This is a genomic window from Lachnospiraceae bacterium GAM79, from assembly GCA_020735665.1.
GTDB lineage: Bacteria > Bacillota > Clostridia > Lachnospirales > Lachnospiraceae > Coprococcus.
In genome coordinates, this window is the sequence record CP085928.1 from 1936691 (window position 1) to 1956108 (window position 19418).

The following is a 19418-nucleotide window of genomic DNA, read 5'->3' on the forward strand; positions in this document are numbered from 1 at the left end:
TAGCTATTTTTGCAAAAACTCATCCACATTATTGACATCGACCTTACGGTACTGTGCCATATAATACCGTTCATCCTCAAGTCCTAATACGCTCACATCATTTCCACGGAACAAGGCTACTGCAATCAGTGCAATCTTTCTCGCCTGTGCTTCTCTGTCATTATAGACAGTTCCTTGCATCGTGCCCAGCCGAACAGCTTCCACCGCATCATCTAATCCATCGATACCGAAGATGACCGGATAATTACTCTGCATATATCCGGCATTCTTATAAGCCTCGACTGCACCGAGTGCCATCTCATCATTATTGGAAATAACCATCTCTATCTGATCCCCATATTGACTGATCAACCGGCTCATTCGGTTCTCTGCCTGCGCGCGGTTCCAGTCTGCAAACTGATAGGTCAGTTTCTCAAGCTTCACACCATTTTCAAGAATGGTCTTTACCGAACAGTCTGTCCGGCTGATCGCATCCTGATGTCCGGCTTCACCTTCTAAGAGTACATACTGGATCTTACCATCCTGATTGCGATCCACCTCCGGATGATTCTTTATATATTCCGCAGCAATCTCACCCTGCATCTCGCCGGACTGTGCAGCATCACATCCAATATAATACAGCTTATCCCATTGCAGCAGGTCCTCTCTTACCGGCTCTCTGTTAAAGAAAATCACCGGAATATTATTCTGTCTTGCGAGTCTTATAATATTTGACGGAGCCGTTCGATCGACCAGATTTACACAAAGTACATCGCATCCGGCATCGATCATTTCCTCCACCACTTCATCCTGTTCCTGCTGACTGTTATCTCCGCTCCTGACTGATACGATAACCTTCATATCACTTGCTTCTAATGCTTTCAGATCCTCCTTCAATATATCTGTCATTGCGTTGATAAACGGATCATCCGGCGTATACGTAACAACGCCGACCCGCAGAGTTCTGTCTTTCTGATTTTTCCTGCTGTCGCAGGATACCAGAGACATCATAACTGCCAATATGCATATACAGGCTATTATTTTTCTTGTTTTCTTTCTATTCATACGAATATAAAAACCTTTCTGTCTCTTCCGAAAACAGGTCATCCTTATAGATTACCCGTATCGCTTCTTCATGACTTTTTAATGTATATAATGGTCGTCCAAGTTTCTTTGCGATCTCATTTACACTCTCATAACCGATGCTGTACCCATCCGGTACAACAAGGCATTTAATCTTGTTGTAATCAAGCAGGGCAACGGATTTCATGCTTGTACCTACCCCATATATCCCTGCCCCTTTATAATACCCATTTTCAGCATTTTCACCGAGTGTATCAAGAGCTTCTGTATCCATAGCTGCTATATAATCAACCGCTTCCAGGGAATCAACCGCCTTACAGGTATCTTTGCCGCTATCCTGATTATACGTCCAGACAAGCTCACAGCTATATCCTGCAAGTGCATCGGTAAGTCCCTTTACACGGCTGACACTTGCCTCAGTCTCTGCCCGTCCGACAATCACTCCGACCTTCTTGCCTGCCTGCTTATCTGTATCATTTTTTATGATCTGCCTGCCGAGAGTGTAGCCGATCTGATAGTTATCCGGCTTTATCGTTACAAATCCGGTCGATTCTGTGTCATCTGCCATATATGCATCCTCCGTTATCAGAACAAAGGTCTCTTTCTCCGCCTGCAAAGATGCAAGCATATCTTTTGTATCTGTTCCGGGAGCAGGACAGATGATAAATGCATCCACATCATTTTCAAGCTGTTCATCGATCAGCTCTTTTTCATCATCTGCACTTACGATCTCATCTGTATTACAGATGATCAAATGAATGTTATTTACCTGCGCAGACTGCTTCAGTCCATTAACCAGGCCTTCCCATCTGGTATTACCGGAATCCGGAAGAATAACCGCCACACGTTTCTGCGGATTATCTTCCCGAAAGATCCGGTTGATAAATATACCGGCAATGGCAACCAGGATCAGCTCTGCTATGAGGAAAGTAATTCTATTTCTCTTCATCTGTCGCTCTCCCCTTTCCATAATTTTGTGTTTCAAGCTGTTCCCGATTCTCCTCTGTATATGGAATAGCCGGTATGTGGATCACAATCCTTGTACCCTCGTCCGGCTCACTGTAAACCTCCAGACCATATTCATTTCCAAACATCAACTGAATTCTGGAATGAACATTGATCAGGCCGACACCGGAACCATGTTTTGGTACTTTGTTATTATCTTTTAATATATTCTCTACGATGTCCTCATTCATTCCCATACCATTATCTTCTATGGAAATATAAATATCATCGCCTTTTTTCTCACCACGGATCGTGATCTTGCCTCCGTCATCCTCATCCATATTTCCTACACCATAATAAATGGCATTTTCAAGAATCGGCTGAACGATCAGCTTTACTGTGCAATACTCATTAATCTCTTCATCAATATCAAATTCGATCTGAAAACGCTCCTTGTATCGAACTTTTTGAATATTCATATAACTTCTGCTATGCTGGATCTCATCCGATATTCTGATCACCGTTCTGCCCTTTGACAGACTGATACGGAGCAGTTTTGCAAGCTCTGAGATCATAAACACTGCATCCAGGTTCTTCTTTGCTTCTACCATCCATGTGATGGATTCCAGGGTATTGTAAAGGAAATGCGGATTGATCTGGCTCTGCAGCGCATCCATCTCACTCTTTCTTCGTTCCGTCTGTTCCCGTATGATCTCCTGCATCAAAGCTTCGATCTGTTCGTAGGATTTCTGAACAGAATATCCCAGATGACAGATCTCGGATGATCCACCGATGTAGATATCTGTCGGGCCACCTGCCTCATATGCTTTTACGGATTCATTTAACTTCAGAATCGGCCTGGATATCTTCTTCGAAATAATACGGTTCACCCCTAAAAGCATCATCATAAGAATGATAACCGTCGTAATGATATAATACCGGAACCGGTTGATGCTCGCGATCTGTACACTTTCCGGAACTACACCGACCACCTTCCATCCGGTATAGGCAACGCTGTTTACGATCACATTGCTTGTCCTGCCATTGACCGTAAGTTCATATGTTCCATCCTCATAGGTTGCTGCCTCTCTGTATTCTTCTTTGAAATATCCTCTGTCCATATCGGTTCCGCGCGGATGGTAGATCATCTGACCATCACGGCTGCACAGGTAATAATAGATGCCATTTGACGCATCGTTGATCCGTGCCAATGTATCCTCTATCACCGAATATTTCATATCGACCAAAAGGACACCACTTCCCGGCTGCTCACCATCGTTGATATCAACCGAACGGCTGAGAGATACAACCCAGTAATATCGATATGTGCCATCGACAAACAGATTCTGGATATGCGGTATAGAGAAATGAATATTCTCGATATCTGCCTCTGCATCCTGATACCAGTCCTGCTCTGACGGTTCCACAGCATCCTTCTGTACCGTGACCGGTTCTGCAGTAAGAAGATTCCCTTTATCATCATATAGCGCCATACTCTGGATCTTATCGGCATTGATCTCATATAACAGACTGAACTGCCGGTTAAAATCCCGGCTGGAAATATCATATTCCTGAATAATATTATAATTCACCGCATTCGTGATCTGACGCACATTTAACAGATCTGCATCCAGCTTTTCAACAGTATTTTCCACCATATTTTCCGTATTCGTGACCGCAGTCTGCTTAATCGCCATCTTAAAACGATTATACAACAGCAGACCCATGATAACTGTTGTGATGATCGTCAGGGCAGTAAGCACTGTCATAATGATCGACTGAATATCAAAACCTATAAATCTGCCGTGATAAAACCACCCCCGAAGACGTCCGATAATAGAACTTTCATTTTTCTTCTTTTTATTCTTTCTTATATTCTTCAACACGCTTCCCCTTATTTATCCTTTATTTTTTCAGATGCTCCGTTCTGTATTTGGATGGCGAAACCCCAAAACGCTTCTTAAATACATAACTGAAATAATTTGCATCAAGATAACCGACCCGCTCTGCAATCTGATAACTTTTCTCATTCGTTTCGAGAATCAGTTCTGCCGCATGATCCATCCGGTAATCGGTCAGATATGTTACAAATGCTTTTCCTGTCTCTTTTTTAAATACACTGGAAAAATAAGAATTCGATACTCCAAGTGCCGAGCACACTGTATCCAAGGAGAGATTCGGCTCCATATACCTGTCATGCACCAGATTCTGCGCATCTGTAACCATACGTCTCGATGTACTGTTTCTGGCATTTTTCAGCTCCTCACTGATGGCTTTTGCCGAATCGATCATCCACGCGGTTAATGTGCTTTCATCCATCTCCGGTACACGTTCGTATGGATTTCCGACATTACCGCAAAACTCATTAAAATCTATAAAATTATTAGCACAGAATCGATAAAATGCTCCCACCATCTCCATGATCGCAAGGTTATACTGGTTCACGGTCTGCGCATTATTATGAAGCTTCTCCACTTCCTTCCGCACCGACTGTTCAAGTGTCTCCGGTACTCCCAGATGAATAGCCTTGAACAGATCATGCATCTTTGTATCCTCCGGCTGGATCAGGATCTCCTGCTCCTTCGGTGCGATCTCACCAATATTGATCGCACGGCTCGTTCCATATAACACACGATAAGAAACTGCTTCTCTTGCTCCATCATAAGAAGAATTAACGCTGATCAGATTATCACAGACTCTTCCGATTCCTGCAGTCACAACAGCTCCCATAACACGATATGCCCATTTACAGAATCGGTCACAGGCATCTGTAAATGCAACTACCATTTCTTCCGTTTCCAGTTCTATGATCATAAGTGCATTTCCCAGATATGTGAACATATGATTCTTCCATTCCGGTGCTAAACGATCCTTGATCTCATGCTCGACTGACATGGCAAGCAACAATGGATTCATACCATCCGGAACATGATGCTCCGAGGTATGAAAGATCGCGCAGCAATAATACGGTCCTTTCATATCAATCTGATACGCATTCAAAAACTTCTCGCAATATTCTTCATTTACACGACCCTCGATCAACGAAACAAACAGATTCGTCTGAAGCACCGGAAGGGAATCCTTCAGATAATTCTCAAGCTTTGTTACATTCAGACGCTCTTCTCTCTCCTTATCCAGAGTCTTTTTCAGTCGTTTCATACATTCCGTAAGCTCCAGAGCATTGATTGGCTTCAGCATGTATTCCTCTACTTCCAGATGAACAGCTTCCTTCGCATATTCAAACTCATCAAATCCTGTAAAAATGACGATATGGATATTCTGATATTCTTTATTCAATCTCCTGGCAAGCTCCAGTCCATCCATATATGGCATCTTGATATCGGTTATCACGACATCCGGCTGCTGCTTCTCCACGAGCTCCAGTGCTTTCACACCGTTTGTCGCACTTCCAACAACTTCAAATCCTAATATATCCCAATGAATTCTCTGTTCGATCGCATCGATTACTTCCACCTCGTCATCGACGAGTACCACTTTATAATTATCCATATCTCATTCCTCTTCTATTCTTTCTATCTGTTCCTTATTATAACAAATCTACGTTCAGAATGAACCCCAAAATCCCGTTTTACTATATATATCCAAATAAAATAACAGCGTACTCCTGATATTTTAAAAGCCGCTCCGTTCAGTCTGGAGCTTGCATCTGTCAGCCTGACAGAAAGCACATCAAAGACGAACGGAGCGGCTTTTGATTTATATCATTTTTTTGTGAGCGAGTATTACATTTCCTTACTTCTTCTGTACATACTTGAGACAGTCAAGAGTTACAGCCGCAAGGATGATGATACCTTCGAAAATGAACTGAAGGTTTGTATCAATACCAAGGATTGTCAGTGAGTATGTTAGTGATGTGAAGATAAGTACACCAGTTACAACACCGGAGATCTTACCGATACCACCTGTAAATGATACACCACCAACTACACAGGCTGCAATGGCATCCATATCCCAGCCCTGTCCATAAGCGGCACTACCGGAACCTACCATTCTGTTACATTCAAGCCATGAACCAAATCCGTAAAGGATACCTGCAAGGATGAATGCGCCAAGTGTTACTTTGAATACTGAGATACCTGAAACTGCTGCTGCTTCCGGGTTTCCGCCTACAGCGTACAGATTCTTACCAAATGTTGTCTTATTCCAGATGAACCATACAACAATGATTGCTACGATTGCCCAAAGAATAATCGATGGGAAGCTGCCAAATGTAGGGATGAACATGTTAGGGATTGAAGAATCGATCGCACCGAATGATACACCCTTTGTTGCGTATGTTACTAAACCAAAGATAATCAGCATGTTCGCCATGGTTGAGATGAATGGATGCATCTTGTACTTTGCCATGAAGAAACCTGCGATACTTGCAAATACTGTTGTAAGAATTATACAGGCTACCAGTGCAAGAATTGCTCTAGGAGCGGCCGAAATATTTGAGAAATCAAAGATATGTCCGAATACGCCACCTGTGTTAGGGCCGTTATGCATGATGATAGTTGCTGTAACCATACCCATACCTACCATACGTCCGATGGAAAGGTCAGTACCTGTAAGTAAGATCAGACCGGCAACACCGAGTGCAAGGAACATTCGAGGAGATGCCTGCTGTAAGATATTCAGGATATTGGTAACGGTTAATAACTGTGTATTCTTAACGATTGGTGTGATAATACAAAGTGCAATGAAGATCAGGATGATTACGATATACAGACCGTTCTTATAAAGGAACTGGGATGTATTAAATGTGTATTTGTAATTCTCGATCTTCTGAGCCTGCTTCTGACCAAATGTGTATTTGGACATCCGTAAGAGGTCGATCAGATGGAACTTATGTGCAAATGCATCATGCTTTTTGTCTTTGATCTCCTGTAATCTGGATTCATGAGACATCTGTGCATCAAATAATCTGTTCTTATATACATATTTCTCATCTTTGATCTCGTCTGCAGCGGACAGCTTGGCAAGTGTCTGTTCGTGTTCTGTCTTGATCGTTGCACGAACCTTCTCATAAGCTTCGTTTTCTGCTGCTTTTTCTGCCTCGCAGCTTGCAACTACTTTATCATAATATTTGCTGTTATAATTCTCTGAAAGGTACTTTTCTGCTTCTGCGATCAACTTGGATACCTTATCCTTGTTTGCTGCTTCCACGCTCTTTGCCTTTTCAAGTCCAGTCTTTGCTGCTGCAACTGCTTTTGCTCTCTCATCCTTTGATAAGTTCTTGTCTTCCTTCGCAATTGCGATCTGGTTCTTATAGCTCTGAACCTTGTCAGATCCGTCTACACGGAGTGCATCGATCTGTGACTGTATTTTTCCTACATATTCATCAATCGGCTTCAAAAGCGCTGCTTCTGCATCGGCCGAAAGGATCTTACTTTTATCTGCCATAACCAAAACTCCTCTCTATTACAAATATTTCGCACTAAGTCTTAATAATTCTTCCTGGTTGGTCTCTTTTGTATTTACGATTCCTGCAAGATGACCGTTCGACATAACACCGATACGGTTTGTGATACCAAGGATCTCAGGCATCTCTGAGGATACAACGATGATCGTTTTACCTTGCTTTGCCATATTGATGATCAGTTCATAGATCTCGTACTTGGCACCTACATCGATACCTCTTGTAGGATCATCCATCATAAATACATTAGGAGAACGCTCCAGCCATTTACCGAAGATAACCTTCTGCTGGTTACCACCGGAGAGGTTTGCGATCATATCATCCGGTCCCATACATTTTGTATGCATGACCTTGATCTCCTCTGCGGTTGCACGAACCATATCGTCATGGCTAAGTGCGATTCCGCTCTTATAGTGATTCATATTTGCAATTGTTGTATTAAATGTGATATCTGCTTTCAGGAAAAGTCCGTTTGCTTTTCTTTCCTCTGTGATCAGGGCAAAACCATGATCCATGGCATCCTTTGGTGATGAGAAGTTCATCATCTTGCCGTTATAAAGTACATTTCCTGCTGCTCTTGTACGCATACCAAATATGGTTTCAAGGAGCTCTGTACGACCTGCACCTACCAGACCATACAGTCCGAAAATCTCACCCTTCTTAACATCAAATGTGATGTTCTGGAGCTTTGGTGCATACTTTGTTGACAGGTTCTGTACGGAGAGAACTGTCTCACCGGGCTCATTGTCTACAGGTGGAAATCTATTGTCAAGAGAACGACCAACCATTGCGGAGATCAGTTCGTTCATGTTTGTGTCCTTACTGTCTTTTGTCATTACCAGACTACCATCTCGAAGAACGGATATCTGGTCACAGATCTCGAAGATCTCATCCATTTTATGTGATATATAAATCAGGGAAATTCCCTGCTCTTTTAACTGTCTCATCATCTTGAACAGCTTTGCAACCTCAGGTGCTGTCAGTGAGGATGTAGGCTCATCAAGTACAATTACTTTTGAGTTGTAAGAAATAGCCTTTGCGATCTCACACATCTGACGCTGTGATACTGACATTTTCTTCATCGGCTGTGTCAGATTTACGGTAATACCGAGCTTTCTGAACAGATCTGAAGCTTCTTTTTTCATTCTTCCCTCATCGATCACACCGAGGGAATTCTTTGGGTAACGTCCCAGGAACAGGTTATCCACAACGCTTCTTTCAAGACACTGGTTAAGCTCCTGATGAACCATTGCAACTCCGTTTTCAAGGGCATCCTTTGGACCTGAGAAGTTTACTTCTTTACCATCTAATATTATAGTTCCTTCGTCCTTCTGATAGGTTCCGAAGAGACATTTCATCATTGTCGATTTTCCGGCACCGTTCTCACCCATAAGACCCATGATCGAGCCCGGTTTCACATTCAGGTTGATGTGATCCAGAACCTTGTTTCTACCGAATGACTTGCTCATGCCCTGAATCGATAAGATGTATTTATTCTTATCTTCTGCCATATCTCTACTTCCCTTTCTTAGTAAAAGAAGGGTATCAAATCTTGTATCTGACACCCCTCTGAGTTAAATCATTATTGCCTGCCGATCCGTTATCTTATTTGTTAAGAAGTGTTGTGTATGATGCTGCATTATCTGTCTTAACCATGTTGATCGCAAATGCGTCATATTCGCCCGGGTTACCAAGACGGTTTGTAATGTTAGACTCTGTCTGACCATCACCACCGATGTAATCTACTTTCAGGTTGAGCAGATCATCGTAGTTCTCAAGAAGTGGCTGGTATGTTGAGCTTAAGAAGTTATCTGAAGCGTTGTAGATATCAAGCCATACTTTCTTTGTTGGGCTCTTGCTTGAATCAAGCTGTTTTGAAACCTTGTCATAAACCTTTGTTGAATCTGTGAAATCCTGATAGTTTTCAGCAGTTACTGCTACGTTTAATGCGTAGTATGATCTTTCTTCTTCGCTGTATCTGTAATCTTCACCTTCTGTTAAGCAGTTACCAGCTTCATCTGCTGTGCCAATACCTGTATCAACGTCTACACCATCAAGTGCGTTACGAAGAACTCTGAGTGTTAAGTAAGCCTGAACATCTGCATGCTGTGAAATTGTTCCGCCGTAACCTTCTGCAATAGCTGCTACTGCATCGCTGTTAGCATCGTATCCAAATGTAGGAACCTTGTTATCCTTTGCCCATGCATTGAACATTGACATTCCCATACCATCGTTATTTGAAACAACTACATCAATCTGATCACCGAATGAAGCTGTCCATGTTCCGATAGCGTTTCCTGCTGTTGCTGCATCCCATGTAGCACCTGCTGAGTTCTTCATTTCCTGTGAAGCAAGCTCACGGATTGTATATGTCTTACCATCTACATCAAGCTTTGCATCCTGAACAACTTTTGCTGATCCGTCTACGTTTGTACCTGCAGGTGTTGAATCAACTGCACCATTTGCATCAACTCCTGTGCCAAGTGCTGAACGAACACCACGAGTACGAGCGATTGAGTCATTGTGTCCGATATCACCGATTGCTAAAACGTATCCGATAACGCCATCACCGTTACGGTCGATTGTTGCTGCATTTGCTTTGATATAATCAAGTACCATCTGACCCTGAAGTTCAGCACCCTGGTTAGCATCGAAGCCTACATAATAAGTATCTTTGTTGAAGCTTAATGCTTCCTTATCAAGTTCTCCTGTTGAGCTGTTGGATGGCTGACGGTTGAACCAGCAAAGTGGCTTATCCTTATTTGCAACTCCGCTTGAGCTGCTTCCGCCTGATCCGCCTGATCCACATCCTACCATTGATAATGCAAGTGTTGCTGCTGCAACGACAGCTATAATTTTTTTCTTTCTCATATTTCATTCCTCCTGTTTGTACATTTTGTTTATTTTTCGCTCTGTCTCATTGACTAAATTCATTATAATGTGACAAGCAGGAAGAAAGAATAGAATATTTTTGGATTTATTAGCAATTTTTTTGGATTTATTAATATTTTTATGTTTATTTTGACGATACATTAAATATTTTTATTGCGGTCATACACATAATCCAATTTTTTACAACTTATATATAATAAATGGTAGTAACCGAATGCTTAACCGCTATTTTTCATTCAAATAATACGCAAATCCACCAAAAATGTTTTTCTCTATTAACATCACCAGTAAAATGAAGTAAAATACAAATAACCGATAACCTTTGAAACAAGGAGAATAACTTGTATGGAAAATGGAAATTTTGATGATTTTAAAATAAACGAAATTGATATCAACTTTGTGGAACGAATGTTGAAATCACTACCTTCTAACATCTATTTTAAAGATATGGAAGGTAAATATGTTTTCTGTACACACTATTGGAATCACATCAACACTCCGAAAAATGATCCCACCTGGACCATCCGCGGCAAATATGATATCGATATCCGAAAAGACAAAGAAAATGCTATTAAAGCAATGGAAGAAGACAAACGCATCTTTGCCACCAAGAAAGGCACTTCTTATGAGATAAAATTCGATGAAAATGGGCAAACGGAATATATGCAGCTAATCAAGAATCCGGTATTTGATGATAACGGAAACATGATTGGTATTGTTGGCCTGATCAACGATATTACAAGGACAAAGCTTCTGGAAGATAAGCTTGAACGTATGGCAACCCTAGATTCTCTGACCGGTGTAAGGAATCGTTCCTATATGGATATCTGGATTGAAAAAAACAAAAATCTGGACATTTATCCACTGACTGTCATTGTCTGTGACTGTAATGGTCTCAAAAGGATCAACGATCATTATGGTCATCTGGTTGGTGATCGTTACATTATCAAAACAGCAGAGGCCTTAATGACATGCAAACCGGAAAATGCAAGCGTCATCCGTGCCGGCGGCGATGAATTTATGGTATTTATGCCAAATACAAGTGAAGCAGAAGCTGCACAATATATGGAAAAGGTACAGGACTATATATCAAACATTCATATTTTCGATGAAACCTTAAGCATTGCCATGGGGTCCTCTACAACTACAGATATAAGCAAGCGTCTAGAGGATCTCATCAGTCTTGCAGATAAGGCCATGTATATACAAAAAGAAATTGACCATAAACGCCTTGGTATACCAAGCCGATAATCATTTAAAACAAAGGGTATCGCAAGCGATACCCTTTCAAACTGTAGGCAAATGATTTTGCCGCTATATTTATTTGATTTTTATTTTTATGGTTGCCTTTTTTCCGCATTGAACCACCGCCCTTCCTCTTATTTTTATTCCGAACACATACTTATGTATAAATATCATACCATATATTCATTTTCCATTCAACTTTTCGCAAAATTTATTTCCAAATGACGCAATTGTCTGATTATTATGATGACAAAGTCACCTATTATTTATATTAACTGAAACACCAAAGATTTACGCTTGCACTTTCTCATATTCAAAACCTCCTCGTTTTTATCTCATTTACAGGCATTTTTACGATCGGTTCATCATATCAGCATTGTGTCTGCCCTTTTCGTGCACGAATTGTCACTATATGTGCATGAAATGTCCGTCGATTTGATCAGAACTATGCTATAATGAACTCAGGTCAATGAGTACGCCTGTACAAATGACGATCAACGACCGGCTTATCATATATTGGTTAAGCCATGATAAGGAGTAGATTTTTTGATACATATAGCGATTTGTGACGACAGCAAACAGGAACGGCAGATACTGGCAGCGCTTTTCAAACGATATCAGGAGCTTCATGCCACACCGCTTCAGATTCATATATTTCAAAATGGCTTCTCATTACTGGATGCCATCGATCAAGGAAAACGATTTGATATTACGATCCTGGACATTTTAATGCCAGGAGAAAACGGAATTGAGATTGCGAGAAATATCAGAGCTTCCGGAACAGATACCGAGATCATATTCCTGACAAGTTCTCCGGAATATGCGGTAGACAGCTACGAAGTAAAAGCCCAGAACTATCTGTTAAAACCGGTAACCGAAGAAAAATTTTTTGCCTCCATAGATTCCATTCTTGCCGAACTGGATGAGAAAGATACCGCAAGCTTCATCATTTATACAACAGAGAAGCAGTACAGCCGGATCCGGGTATCCTCTCTGGTCTATGGTGAGGTCACACACAGAACCATCACCTTACATCTGGCAGATCAGACCATGATCTCTGCCGTAATGACCTTTACGGAATTTCAGGATATTCTGAAAACCTATCCGGACTTTATATATCCACACCGTTCTTATGCGGTAAATATGAATTACATTCAATATGTTACGAAAAGCGATATCATCCTGACAGACGGTCAGAAGATTCCGCTTTCCAGAAATAACTACACGAAGATTTCGGAACAGTTTTTAAATTTTGCCTATACAAACTCTTTTGGGAAATAATAAGGAGACAATGATATGAGTTTTCTCTGCGACAGTATTTATTTTATTACCGTATTCCTCTTTGGTACAGTAGCAAGCGTATGTTTTACCGGTGTTCCTTTTAATCGGAAAAACATACTCACTCTGTCTGTTTTCTGTGCCCTCGACGGAATACTTCAGATCATTTCTTTCGCCGTCTTCGGACAGGAGATTTCCCGAGGGCTGTATCCGGTCGTTGTACATCTTCCGTTGGTGCTTTTTCTCTGGCTGATATACAAATGCTCATGGATCACTTCGATCGTCAGTGTCTTAACTGCCTATATGTGCTGTCAGATCCCTCTCTGGTGCGGACTGGCGGTTCGCTTATTTTCTGACAATAAGATCATCTATACGATCGTTTATGTAGGATGTGCCTTTGTAACCTTTTATTTCCTATACCACTATGAATCAAATCTGGCGCAGCATTTTATGCCAAAAGCAAATAAATCCGTCTATATTCTTGGCATCCTTCCTCTCTGCTACTATCTTTTCGATTATGCCTCTACGATTTATACCAATATGCTTTATACCAGCAACGAATTTGTAGTTCAGTTTATGCCGTCCATTTGCTGCATTTTTTATTTTGTTTTTATCTTTTATTATTATCATAAACTGGAAGAACAGGAACAGGCAGAACGCCTGGCAGAATCTCTTCATATGCAGCTTACACATGCTGCCATTGATCTGAATCATATGCGCACCATGCAGACACAGGCAGCCTCCTACCGTCATGATATGCGCCATCATTTTACTTATTTGCAGGCACTTGCAGGAACCGGGAATCTGGATAAGATTCAAGAATATATACAAACCGCCCAATCCGACTTAGATGCGATCACTCCAAAACACTTCTGTTCAAACGAGCTGATCAATCTGCTTCTGTCCGCCTATGATACCAAAGCGGAATCAGAGGGCATCTCCCTGCTGGTTCAGGCTTCTATCCCTGCGGAACTCCCTCTGTCCGACACAAAGCTATGTGCGATTCTGTCAAATGCTCTGGAAAATGCGCTCCATGCATCGATCGAAACAGAGGAAAAATTCATACAGGTTCAGCTCGCCGAACGGAATCAGACGCTTCTGATCCAGATCAGCAATCCGTTTATCGGAACGGTTGCTTTTCAAAATGGGCTGCCTGTCTCCACACAGGCAGGACATGGATTCGGAACTAAGAATATTGCTGCGATCGCAGACTCCTATCATGGTCAGTTCCAGTTCTTTGCAAAAGACGAGATCTTCACCGTCAGAGTATTACTGCCGCTGGTAGAAACCTGATACTTCTTACTCTGTCCGTCCGAAAAGCTCATATATGATCACATCATGCTATGATCAGCAGCCAGCCATCATTCTCAGCTTCATTTTTCCATTTTACAAACAAATATACAATATAGAAATAGCCATGCAACTATTTTCTTTGTTCATCATTTTCCTTCGAACTGCCTTCATTTGCCTTTGCCATCCGTATGAGTTTTTCAAAGGATTGAGCAAAACGTAAATCATCATCTTCTGTACGTTTTCTCGGTCCTTTCATATGATGCTTATGACAACTTCGCCTTGTTTTCTTGTTAAGATGCCGTTCCATCAGCATCTGGTCAATATTTTCATTTGTATACCACTTACCGGATTGATGAATGGCATATGCCCCTTTACCAAGTGCCATAGCGGCAACGCCATAGTCCTGTGACACTACGATATCCCCTTTATGGCATATGCTGATCAGCTTATAATCTACTGCATCCGCACCGGCACCAACCACTATAACTTCACTGTAATCAGAATACAGCACATGGTTCGTGTCACACAAAAGTGTAGTTGGTATATTATATTTTTCTGCGATCGTCTCAACAATGTCCACTACCGGACACGCATCTGCATCAACAAATATCTGCATTATTATTTCTCCATCTAAATCATTCTTATCAGCCTTCACCCACTTAAGAAAAGCCTTATTCGCAAAATCAAATAAGCCTAATGAAATTCCATAAAGATTACACTATATTTTTAATCCAATTTTTTTACAAATGCCTTAATCATAAATGCACAGAAATACGGAAACGTATATATATTGTTTACATATCCAACATTAAAATCACCAAGCTTAATTCCGTTTTTTATATCACTGTAATTTTCATTTTTTATCAGCGAAGACAAAGATTTTGATCTGGCGTTGTTTGATTTAACTTCTACCGGCAGCAACTCACTTTTTGATCTGACAAAAAAATCTTCCTCTAAAGTTGAGTTTTCTTTTTTATAGTAAAATAACCCCAATTTCTGTTTAATAAAGGCTTCAGCTACAAAATTCTCATATAACGCGCCCTTATAAACACCAAGGTTCTTATTTACACGTAAATCCTCCTGCGCTTCTTCATCAAGTGCAGAAATCAGTAATCCCGTATCCGAATAATACAACTTAAATTTTCCTTCATCTACATTTCCTTTAAGTGGCAGCTCAGGATACCCAAGGCACTGACACTCTATAATAACTCCTGCATCAATTAACCATTCAATGCAACCGGTATATTCCCTTGATCTGGCATTTTTATCTATTTTATTAAACTGAAACTTCTTATTTTCTTTCGCTAACTGAGAGGGCACACTTCTATATACACTTATGATTTTTGCCTGATCCAGCCCTTCTGCATATTTACGAACATCCTCCTCATAATCAAGCCTGATCTGTTCTTGCACAGCAGTCGATCCGGAAAATGTACCTGTTTCTATATACCCTCTGATTACATCCGGCATTCCACCTAATACACAGTAATCCAGAAACAAAGCCTTATACACATTTAACTCCGTTTCGTTAAATGGTTTGAGCTCAATCATATGCCTTAAAATGTCATCTATGTGTTCCTGCGTATATCCTTTTGCCCACAAAAATTCTTCAAAGTCCATAGAATACATTTCATAATCCGTTTTGTTTCCAACGCTATTACTATGAATCTTCTTATAATTAATCCCAAGCATAGAACCACTGCAAATAATATCGAACCTTCTGTCTATATTAAATGATTTCAAACATGTGGCTACATCCGGATATTCCTGTATTTCATCAAAAATTATAACTGTCTCCCCTGGAACAAATTTCAAATTTGGATCAACCAAAGAAATATTCTTTATTACCGTGTCTACATCATAGCCATCACTTACAATTGCACGAAATCTTTTATCCAACACAAAATTTATATATACAACATTTGCATAGACATTACCTGCAAAATGTAATATAGACTCTGTTTTTCCAATCTGTCTTGCACCTTTTATGATTAATGGTTTATGCGATATATCTTCTTTCCAATTCAATAAAAAGTCATCTATTTTTCTCTTAAAATACATACTTCCACCTCCTCACAGAATACTATATCACATAATTATAGCTTTTACTAACTTCTTTTTCACATTTTATGAGCGTATATAATTATTAAAATCACATTTTATTATTGTATTCTGCCTGTATCACAAATGGGACCCATTTACTGCTGCGTTCCTGCTTGCTTATTTATTTTTCTCCCTATCCTTTTTTCTTTGATTTTCTGCAATATTTCTAAATATCTTTCTTGAGATAAGATAGGTTTATCATCCATTAATTTTATTATTTCCTTAAGAACACACGCAAAATCATTAATCTCTGTTGTTTTCCCTTCAAATACCCGTACAAAAACGCCTTCATTCTTTGAAAAGCACACCACTTCTCCATCACCATTAATTTCCCCAATTATAACCAATCCTTCTGATACATATTCAGAATGGAATTCATTCGGTCCCCAAAATGTTGCTGTATTACCTGCTATACGACATTTTCCTGAAAATCTAAGCCACTCCTTATATGATCCTGGTATTTTCGCTCTGTTTCTCTCCTCCCAATTTATCATCTCTTCTTCCTAATAATATGTGGTATATATGATTATTTTTTTGTTCACCAGCCACATATTATAGGAAATGGAATTATGAGTTAATGCACTTTTGAATGATTATACTGTCCAAATGTTAGATTGTACAAAAAAGAAGGCCGGAAACTCTCCGGCCTTCAGGGTTAAGGGAAAATTTTATGTGAAAAATTGTAGTACACTTACTTTACTGCGAGTCTCTCAAATGTCTCGCTCTCTTCAGGAATCGATCTGAGTCCTCCGCGCTTCTCGACACACAGGCTCGCCACCGCATTTCCATATCTTGCAAATTCTTCAAGCTCGTCTATACTGAATTCCTCTAGGCTCTTGTCCGCCCTTATAAGCTGCGATACAAATGCCCCCCAGAACGAATCTCCAGCTCCGGTTGTGTCGACCACATGGCTGACAAATCCAGGAACTTTTCTGCTGCCATCCCTACTGCATATCAACACACCCTCACTTCCCAGGGTGACCGCAACAAGTCTGACGCCTGTTCCAAGGAGATACTCCGCAGCCTCCTTCGGATCTTCAAATGGTGTGAGGAGTGCCGTCTCCTCATCCGAAAGCTTCATTATATCTACAAACGGGAGAATACTCTTCATTCTCTCCATCGCATTTTCTCTGTTGTCCCACAGCGGCTCTCTGTAATTTGGATCATAGGATATCACCGCTCCGTATTTTCTCGCCTCTTTCACCGCCTGGAATGTGGTGGTTCTGGCCGGTTCATCCGTGAGAGACAGCGAACCTATATGGAACACCTTTGTGTCTCTTAGCAGCTCGGCATCCACTTCCTTGTAACAGAGCATTGTGTCCGCTCCCGGCTTTCTGGCAAATGAGAATTCACGCTCTCCGTTCTCATCCAGAGTGACAAATGCCAAAGTGGTAAATACCGTGTCATCGACAACTATACCTCTGGTATCTATCCCTGCCTGCTTTGCCGTCTCAATAAGGAAATTGCCATGCATGTCATCCCCGACCTTTCCTATAAACGCGGTCTTAAGTCCGGCCTTGCTGACTGCCGTGAGCATATTTACCGGAGCGCCTCCGGGATTCTGCTCGAAGAGCTTCATCCCGGAATCAGTGCTTCCGGCAGGGGTAAAGTCTATCAGGAATTCACCAAGAGCCACAACATCATATTTCTTTTCCATGTTGGATCCTCCTTGTGAATTTTACTTTCCTGTGATCTCTATGTCATAGAATTCTACTCTTGCATCCTGTGCCAGAAGTCCTGTCTCAAACTCAGGCTTTGCATATATCCTGTATGTAAATGCCACCTGTTCTCCGACAAATACCTCCACCATATCATGGTCAACGATGATCTTCACATCTATCTCGCTGCCCTCTGTTATGTCAAATGTCTTCTCGCACACTCTGACTCCATCAGGGCCCGGCTCCGTTGCAGGAGGCACAGCCTGACAGGACTGAACCCAGAACGGGTCAACTCCCATAGGAAGATTTACCAATGACACTCTCTGCATGGCCACATCGAACTCAAGGAGAAGGCATCCGCTTGCTTCCTTGTCTGACTTGAGCAGTATACCGAAATGGTCATACACCTCTCTAGGCATGATCTTGCACTTCAGCATGTAGCTCTCCTCATTGTGTCCAAGGAATCCGTATGTACATGTGCTTACTGAATCCATCTCAACCAGTCTGTCTCCGTGAAGCTCTGCATTTCCAAGTACAGGGATGTAATCCCATGCCACAGGCTTCTCAAATACATGCTCATATTCCTTTGGAAGCTTTACGTCAAGTCCTCCATCCGCTGTGGCAACTACCTCGTGCGGCACGCAGAAGGTTCCGCCCCAGTACCATTCACCTCTGTCGCTTCTGTCTGCTCTGTCGTGAGCCCAACCGAAGTAGAAGCGTCTGCCGTCATCATCCTGCATGGACTTGGCTGCGTAGAATCTTCTTCCGCCTATGCCATCCTTCTTTGGCTTTCTCCATGGGCCAAATGGTGACTTTGCAACTCTGTATATTGTATTTACATATTCTGAGAATCTTGAGTATGAGAGATACCAATTGTCTCCCATCTTGTACATCTCAGGGCACTCAGGACAGTTGGTGTGTCCCGGTGAATATATCGGTCCGTAATATTCCCAGTTGACCAGATCCTTTGATCTGTAGAGAACTATACATCCTCTTCTGGTTATCGGCATATCCAACCTTCTCGCTGATATGAGGATCCAGTAACATTTGTCCTCCTCATTGTAGAATACATATGGATCTCTCCAGTCAAGCTTCTCGTAAAGCTCTATCATAGGTGTGATGACCGGATTGGCTGCATCCTTCACCCACGTGATTCCATCGTCGCTTGTAGCGTGGCATATGGTCTGCTGATACTCTGCGGTGAGGCAGTAGCCTGTATAGAATGCATGGTATTTGCCCTCGCCGTATATGACTGATCCAGTCCATACTCCCGATGCATCCGGCTCGTCGCCCTCGCCCGGATAGAGCGCTGTAGGAAGCTCCTCCCAGTGCACCAGATCATCTGATACACTGTGGCTCCATGTTGTTCTGAGTCTTGCCGGGTACACTGTTGTTCCCGGAGGGGAAGTCAGTGAGAATATATGATATTTGCCCTCGTGGTAGAAAGGTATTGCATCTCCCGTGGAATCCGCGAAGGACATCTTTCTAAAAATCTCCATATTATCAATCCTCTCTTTCTA

At 41.5% G+C, this 19418-nt stretch carries 15 protein-coding genes; 3 read left to right on the forward strand and 12 right to left on the reverse strand.

Annotated elements, in window-relative coordinates:
• Nucleotides 1–3: 3 nt before the first annotated feature.
• The 7 genes from LK416_08600 to LK416_08630 form a co-directional block, all read right to left on the reverse strand.
• Nucleotides 4–1044, reverse strand: a complete 1041-nt coding sequence (locus LK416_08600; protein ID UEA73746.1) for a galactose ABC transporter substrate-binding protein — start codon at nucleotides 1042–1044, stop codon at nucleotides 4–6.
• Nucleotides 1037–2011, reverse strand: a complete 975-nt coding sequence (locus tag LK416_08605; GenBank protein ID UEA73747.1) for a substrate-binding domain-containing protein — start codon at nucleotides 2009–2011, stop codon at nucleotides 1037–1039. The genes LK416_08600 and LK416_08605 overlap by 8 nt, the downstream gene beginning before the upstream one ends.
• Nucleotides 1998–3893 carry a sensor histidine kinase gene (locus LK416_08610; GenBank protein ID UEA73748.1) on the reverse strand — a complete coding sequence of 632 codons (1896 nt, stop codon included), beginning with the start codon at nucleotides 3891–3893 and terminating at the stop codon, nucleotides 1998–2000. Before LK416_08610 ends, LK416_08605 begins: the two co-directional genes overlap by 14 nt.
• A 19-nt stretch (nucleotides 3894–3912) precedes the next feature.
• Entirely contained in the window at nucleotides 3913–5517 is a 1605-nt protein-coding gene (locus tag LK416_08615) for a response regulator (GenBank protein UEA73749.1), read from the reverse strand.
• Between the two features lie 243 nt (nucleotides 5518–5760).
• Nucleotides 5761–7413 carry a galactoside ABC transporter permease gene (locus LK416_08620; GenBank protein ID UEA73750.1) on the reverse strand — a complete coding sequence of 551 codons (1653 nt, stop codon included), beginning with the start codon at nucleotides 7411–7413 and terminating at the stop codon, nucleotides 5761–5763.
• Between the two features lie 18 nt (nucleotides 7414–7431).
• On the reverse strand, nucleotides 7432–8940 hold the full coding sequence (locus tag LK416_08625; protein ID UEA73751.1) for a sugar ABC transporter ATP-binding protein: 1509 nt from the start codon (nucleotides 8938–8940) through the stop codon (nucleotides 7432–7434).
• Between the two features lie 94 nt (nucleotides 8941–9034).
• Nucleotides 9035–10300: a substrate-binding domain-containing protein gene (locus LK416_08630; protein ID UEA73752.1), complete on the reverse strand. Its 1266-nt coding sequence runs from the start codon at nucleotides 10298–10300 to the stop codon at nucleotides 9035–9037.
• Nucleotides 10301–10666: 366 nt separating this feature from the next.
• On the opposite strand from LK416_08630, the gene LK416_08635 reads away from it, so the two are divergent.
• The 3 genes from LK416_08635 (at nucleotide 10667) to LK416_08645 (ending at nucleotide 14137) form a co-directional block, all read left to right on the forward strand.
• Entirely contained in the window at nucleotides 10667–11572 is a 906-nt protein-coding gene (locus LK416_08635) for a diguanylate cyclase (protein UEA73753.1), read from the forward strand.
• A gap of 540 nt (nucleotides 11573–12112) precedes the next feature.
• Nucleotides 12113–12847 carry a LytTR family DNA-binding domain-containing protein gene (locus LK416_08640; GenBank protein UEA73754.1) on the forward strand — a complete coding sequence of 245 codons (735 nt, stop codon included), beginning with the start codon at nucleotides 12113–12115 and terminating at the stop codon, nucleotides 12845–12847.
• Between the two features lie 15 nt (nucleotides 12848–12862).
• Nucleotides 12863–14137 (forward strand): GHKL domain-containing protein, encoded by a 1275-nt coding sequence (locus LK416_08645; GenBank protein UEA73755.1) that lies wholly within the window; start codon nucleotides 12863–12865, stop codon nucleotides 14135–14137.
• Between the two features lie 130 nt (nucleotides 14138–14267).
• On the opposite strand, the gene LK416_08650 is transcribed toward LK416_08645, so the two are convergent.
• The 5 genes from LK416_08650 to LK416_08670 all read right to left on the reverse strand — a co-directional run bounded on the left by LK416_08650 (nucleotide 14268) and on the right by LK416_08670 (nucleotide 19397).
• On the reverse strand, nucleotides 14268–14753 hold the full coding sequence (locus LK416_08650; protein ID UEA73756.1) for a YaiI/YqxD family protein: 486 nt from the start codon (nucleotides 14751–14753) through the stop codon (nucleotides 14268–14270).
• A gap of 110 nt (nucleotides 14754–14863) precedes the next feature.
• Complete coding sequence (locus LK416_08655) at nucleotides 14864–16198, reverse strand: ATP-binding protein (protein ID UEA73757.1); 1335 nt, start codon at nucleotides 16196–16198, stop codon at nucleotides 14864–14866.
• A gap of 137 nt (nucleotides 16199–16335) precedes the next feature.
• Complete coding sequence (locus LK416_08660; GenBank protein ID UEA73758.1) at nucleotides 16336–16734, reverse strand: hypothetical protein; 399 nt, start codon at nucleotides 16732–16734, stop codon at nucleotides 16336–16338.
• A 197-nt stretch (nucleotides 16735–16931) separates the two neighbouring features.
• On the reverse strand, nucleotides 16932–17897 hold the full coding sequence (locus LK416_08665) for a carbohydrate kinase (protein ID UEA73759.1): 966 nt from the start codon (nucleotides 17895–17897) through the stop codon (nucleotides 16932–16934).
• 21 nt (nucleotides 17898–17918) lie between these two features.
• A complete protein-coding gene (locus LK416_08670; protein ID UEA73760.1) occupies nucleotides 17919–19397 on the reverse strand; it encodes a family 43 glycosylhydrolase in 1479 nt (492 codons plus the stop codon).
• Nucleotides 19398–19418 lie beyond the last annotated feature (21 nt).

Excerpts from the sequence above, each read along its gene's own strand:
- LK416_08600 (UEA73746.1), bottom strand. The coding sequence starts at position 1,044 with ATGAATAGAAAGAAAACAAGAAAAATAATAGCCTGTATATGCATATTG.
- LK416_08605 (UEA73747.1), bottom strand. The coding sequence starts at position 2,011 with ATGAAGAGAAATAGAATTACTTTCCTCATAGCAGAGCTGATCCTGGTT.
- LK416_08615 (UEA73749.1), bottom strand. The coding sequence starts at position 5,517 with ATGGATAATTATAAAGTGGTACTCGTCGATGACGAGGTGGAAGTAATC.
- LK416_08620 (UEA73750.1), bottom strand. The coding sequence starts at position 7,413 with ATGGCAGATAAAAGTAAGATCCTTTCGGCCGATGCAGAAGCAGCGCTT.
- LK416_08625 (UEA73751.1), bottom strand. The coding sequence starts at position 8,940 with ATGGCAGAAGATAAGAATAAATACATCTTATCGATTCAGGGCATGAGC.
- LK416_08630 (UEA73752.1), bottom strand. The coding sequence starts at position 10,300 with ATGAGAAAGAAAAAAATTATAGCTGTCGTTGCAGCAGCAACACTTGCA.
- LK416_08635 (UEA73753.1), top strand. The coding sequence starts at position 10,667 with ATGGAAAATGGAAATTTTGATGATTTTAAAATAAACGAAATTGATATC.
- LK416_08645 (UEA73755.1), top strand. The coding sequence starts at position 12,863 with ATGAGTTTTCTCTGCGACAGTATTTATTTTATTACCGTATTCCTCTTT.
- LK416_08650 (UEA73756.1), bottom strand. The coding sequence starts at position 14,753 with ATGCAGATATTTGTTGATGCAGATGCGTGTCCGGTAGTGGACATTGTT.
- LK416_08655 (UEA73757.1), bottom strand. The coding sequence starts at position 16,198 with ATGTATTTTAAGAGAAAAATAGATGACTTTTTATTGAATTGGAAAGAA.
- LK416_08660 (UEA73758.1), bottom strand. The coding sequence starts at position 16,734 with ATGATAAATTGGGAGGAGAGAAACAGAGCGAAAATACCAGGATCATAT.
- LK416_08665 (UEA73759.1), bottom strand. The coding sequence starts at position 17,897 with ATGGAAAAGAAATATGATGTTGTGGCTCTTGGTGAATTCCTGATAGAC.
- LK416_08670 (UEA73760.1), bottom strand. The coding sequence starts at position 19,397 with ATGGAGATTTTTAGAAAGATGTCCTTCGCGGATTCCACGGGAGATGCA.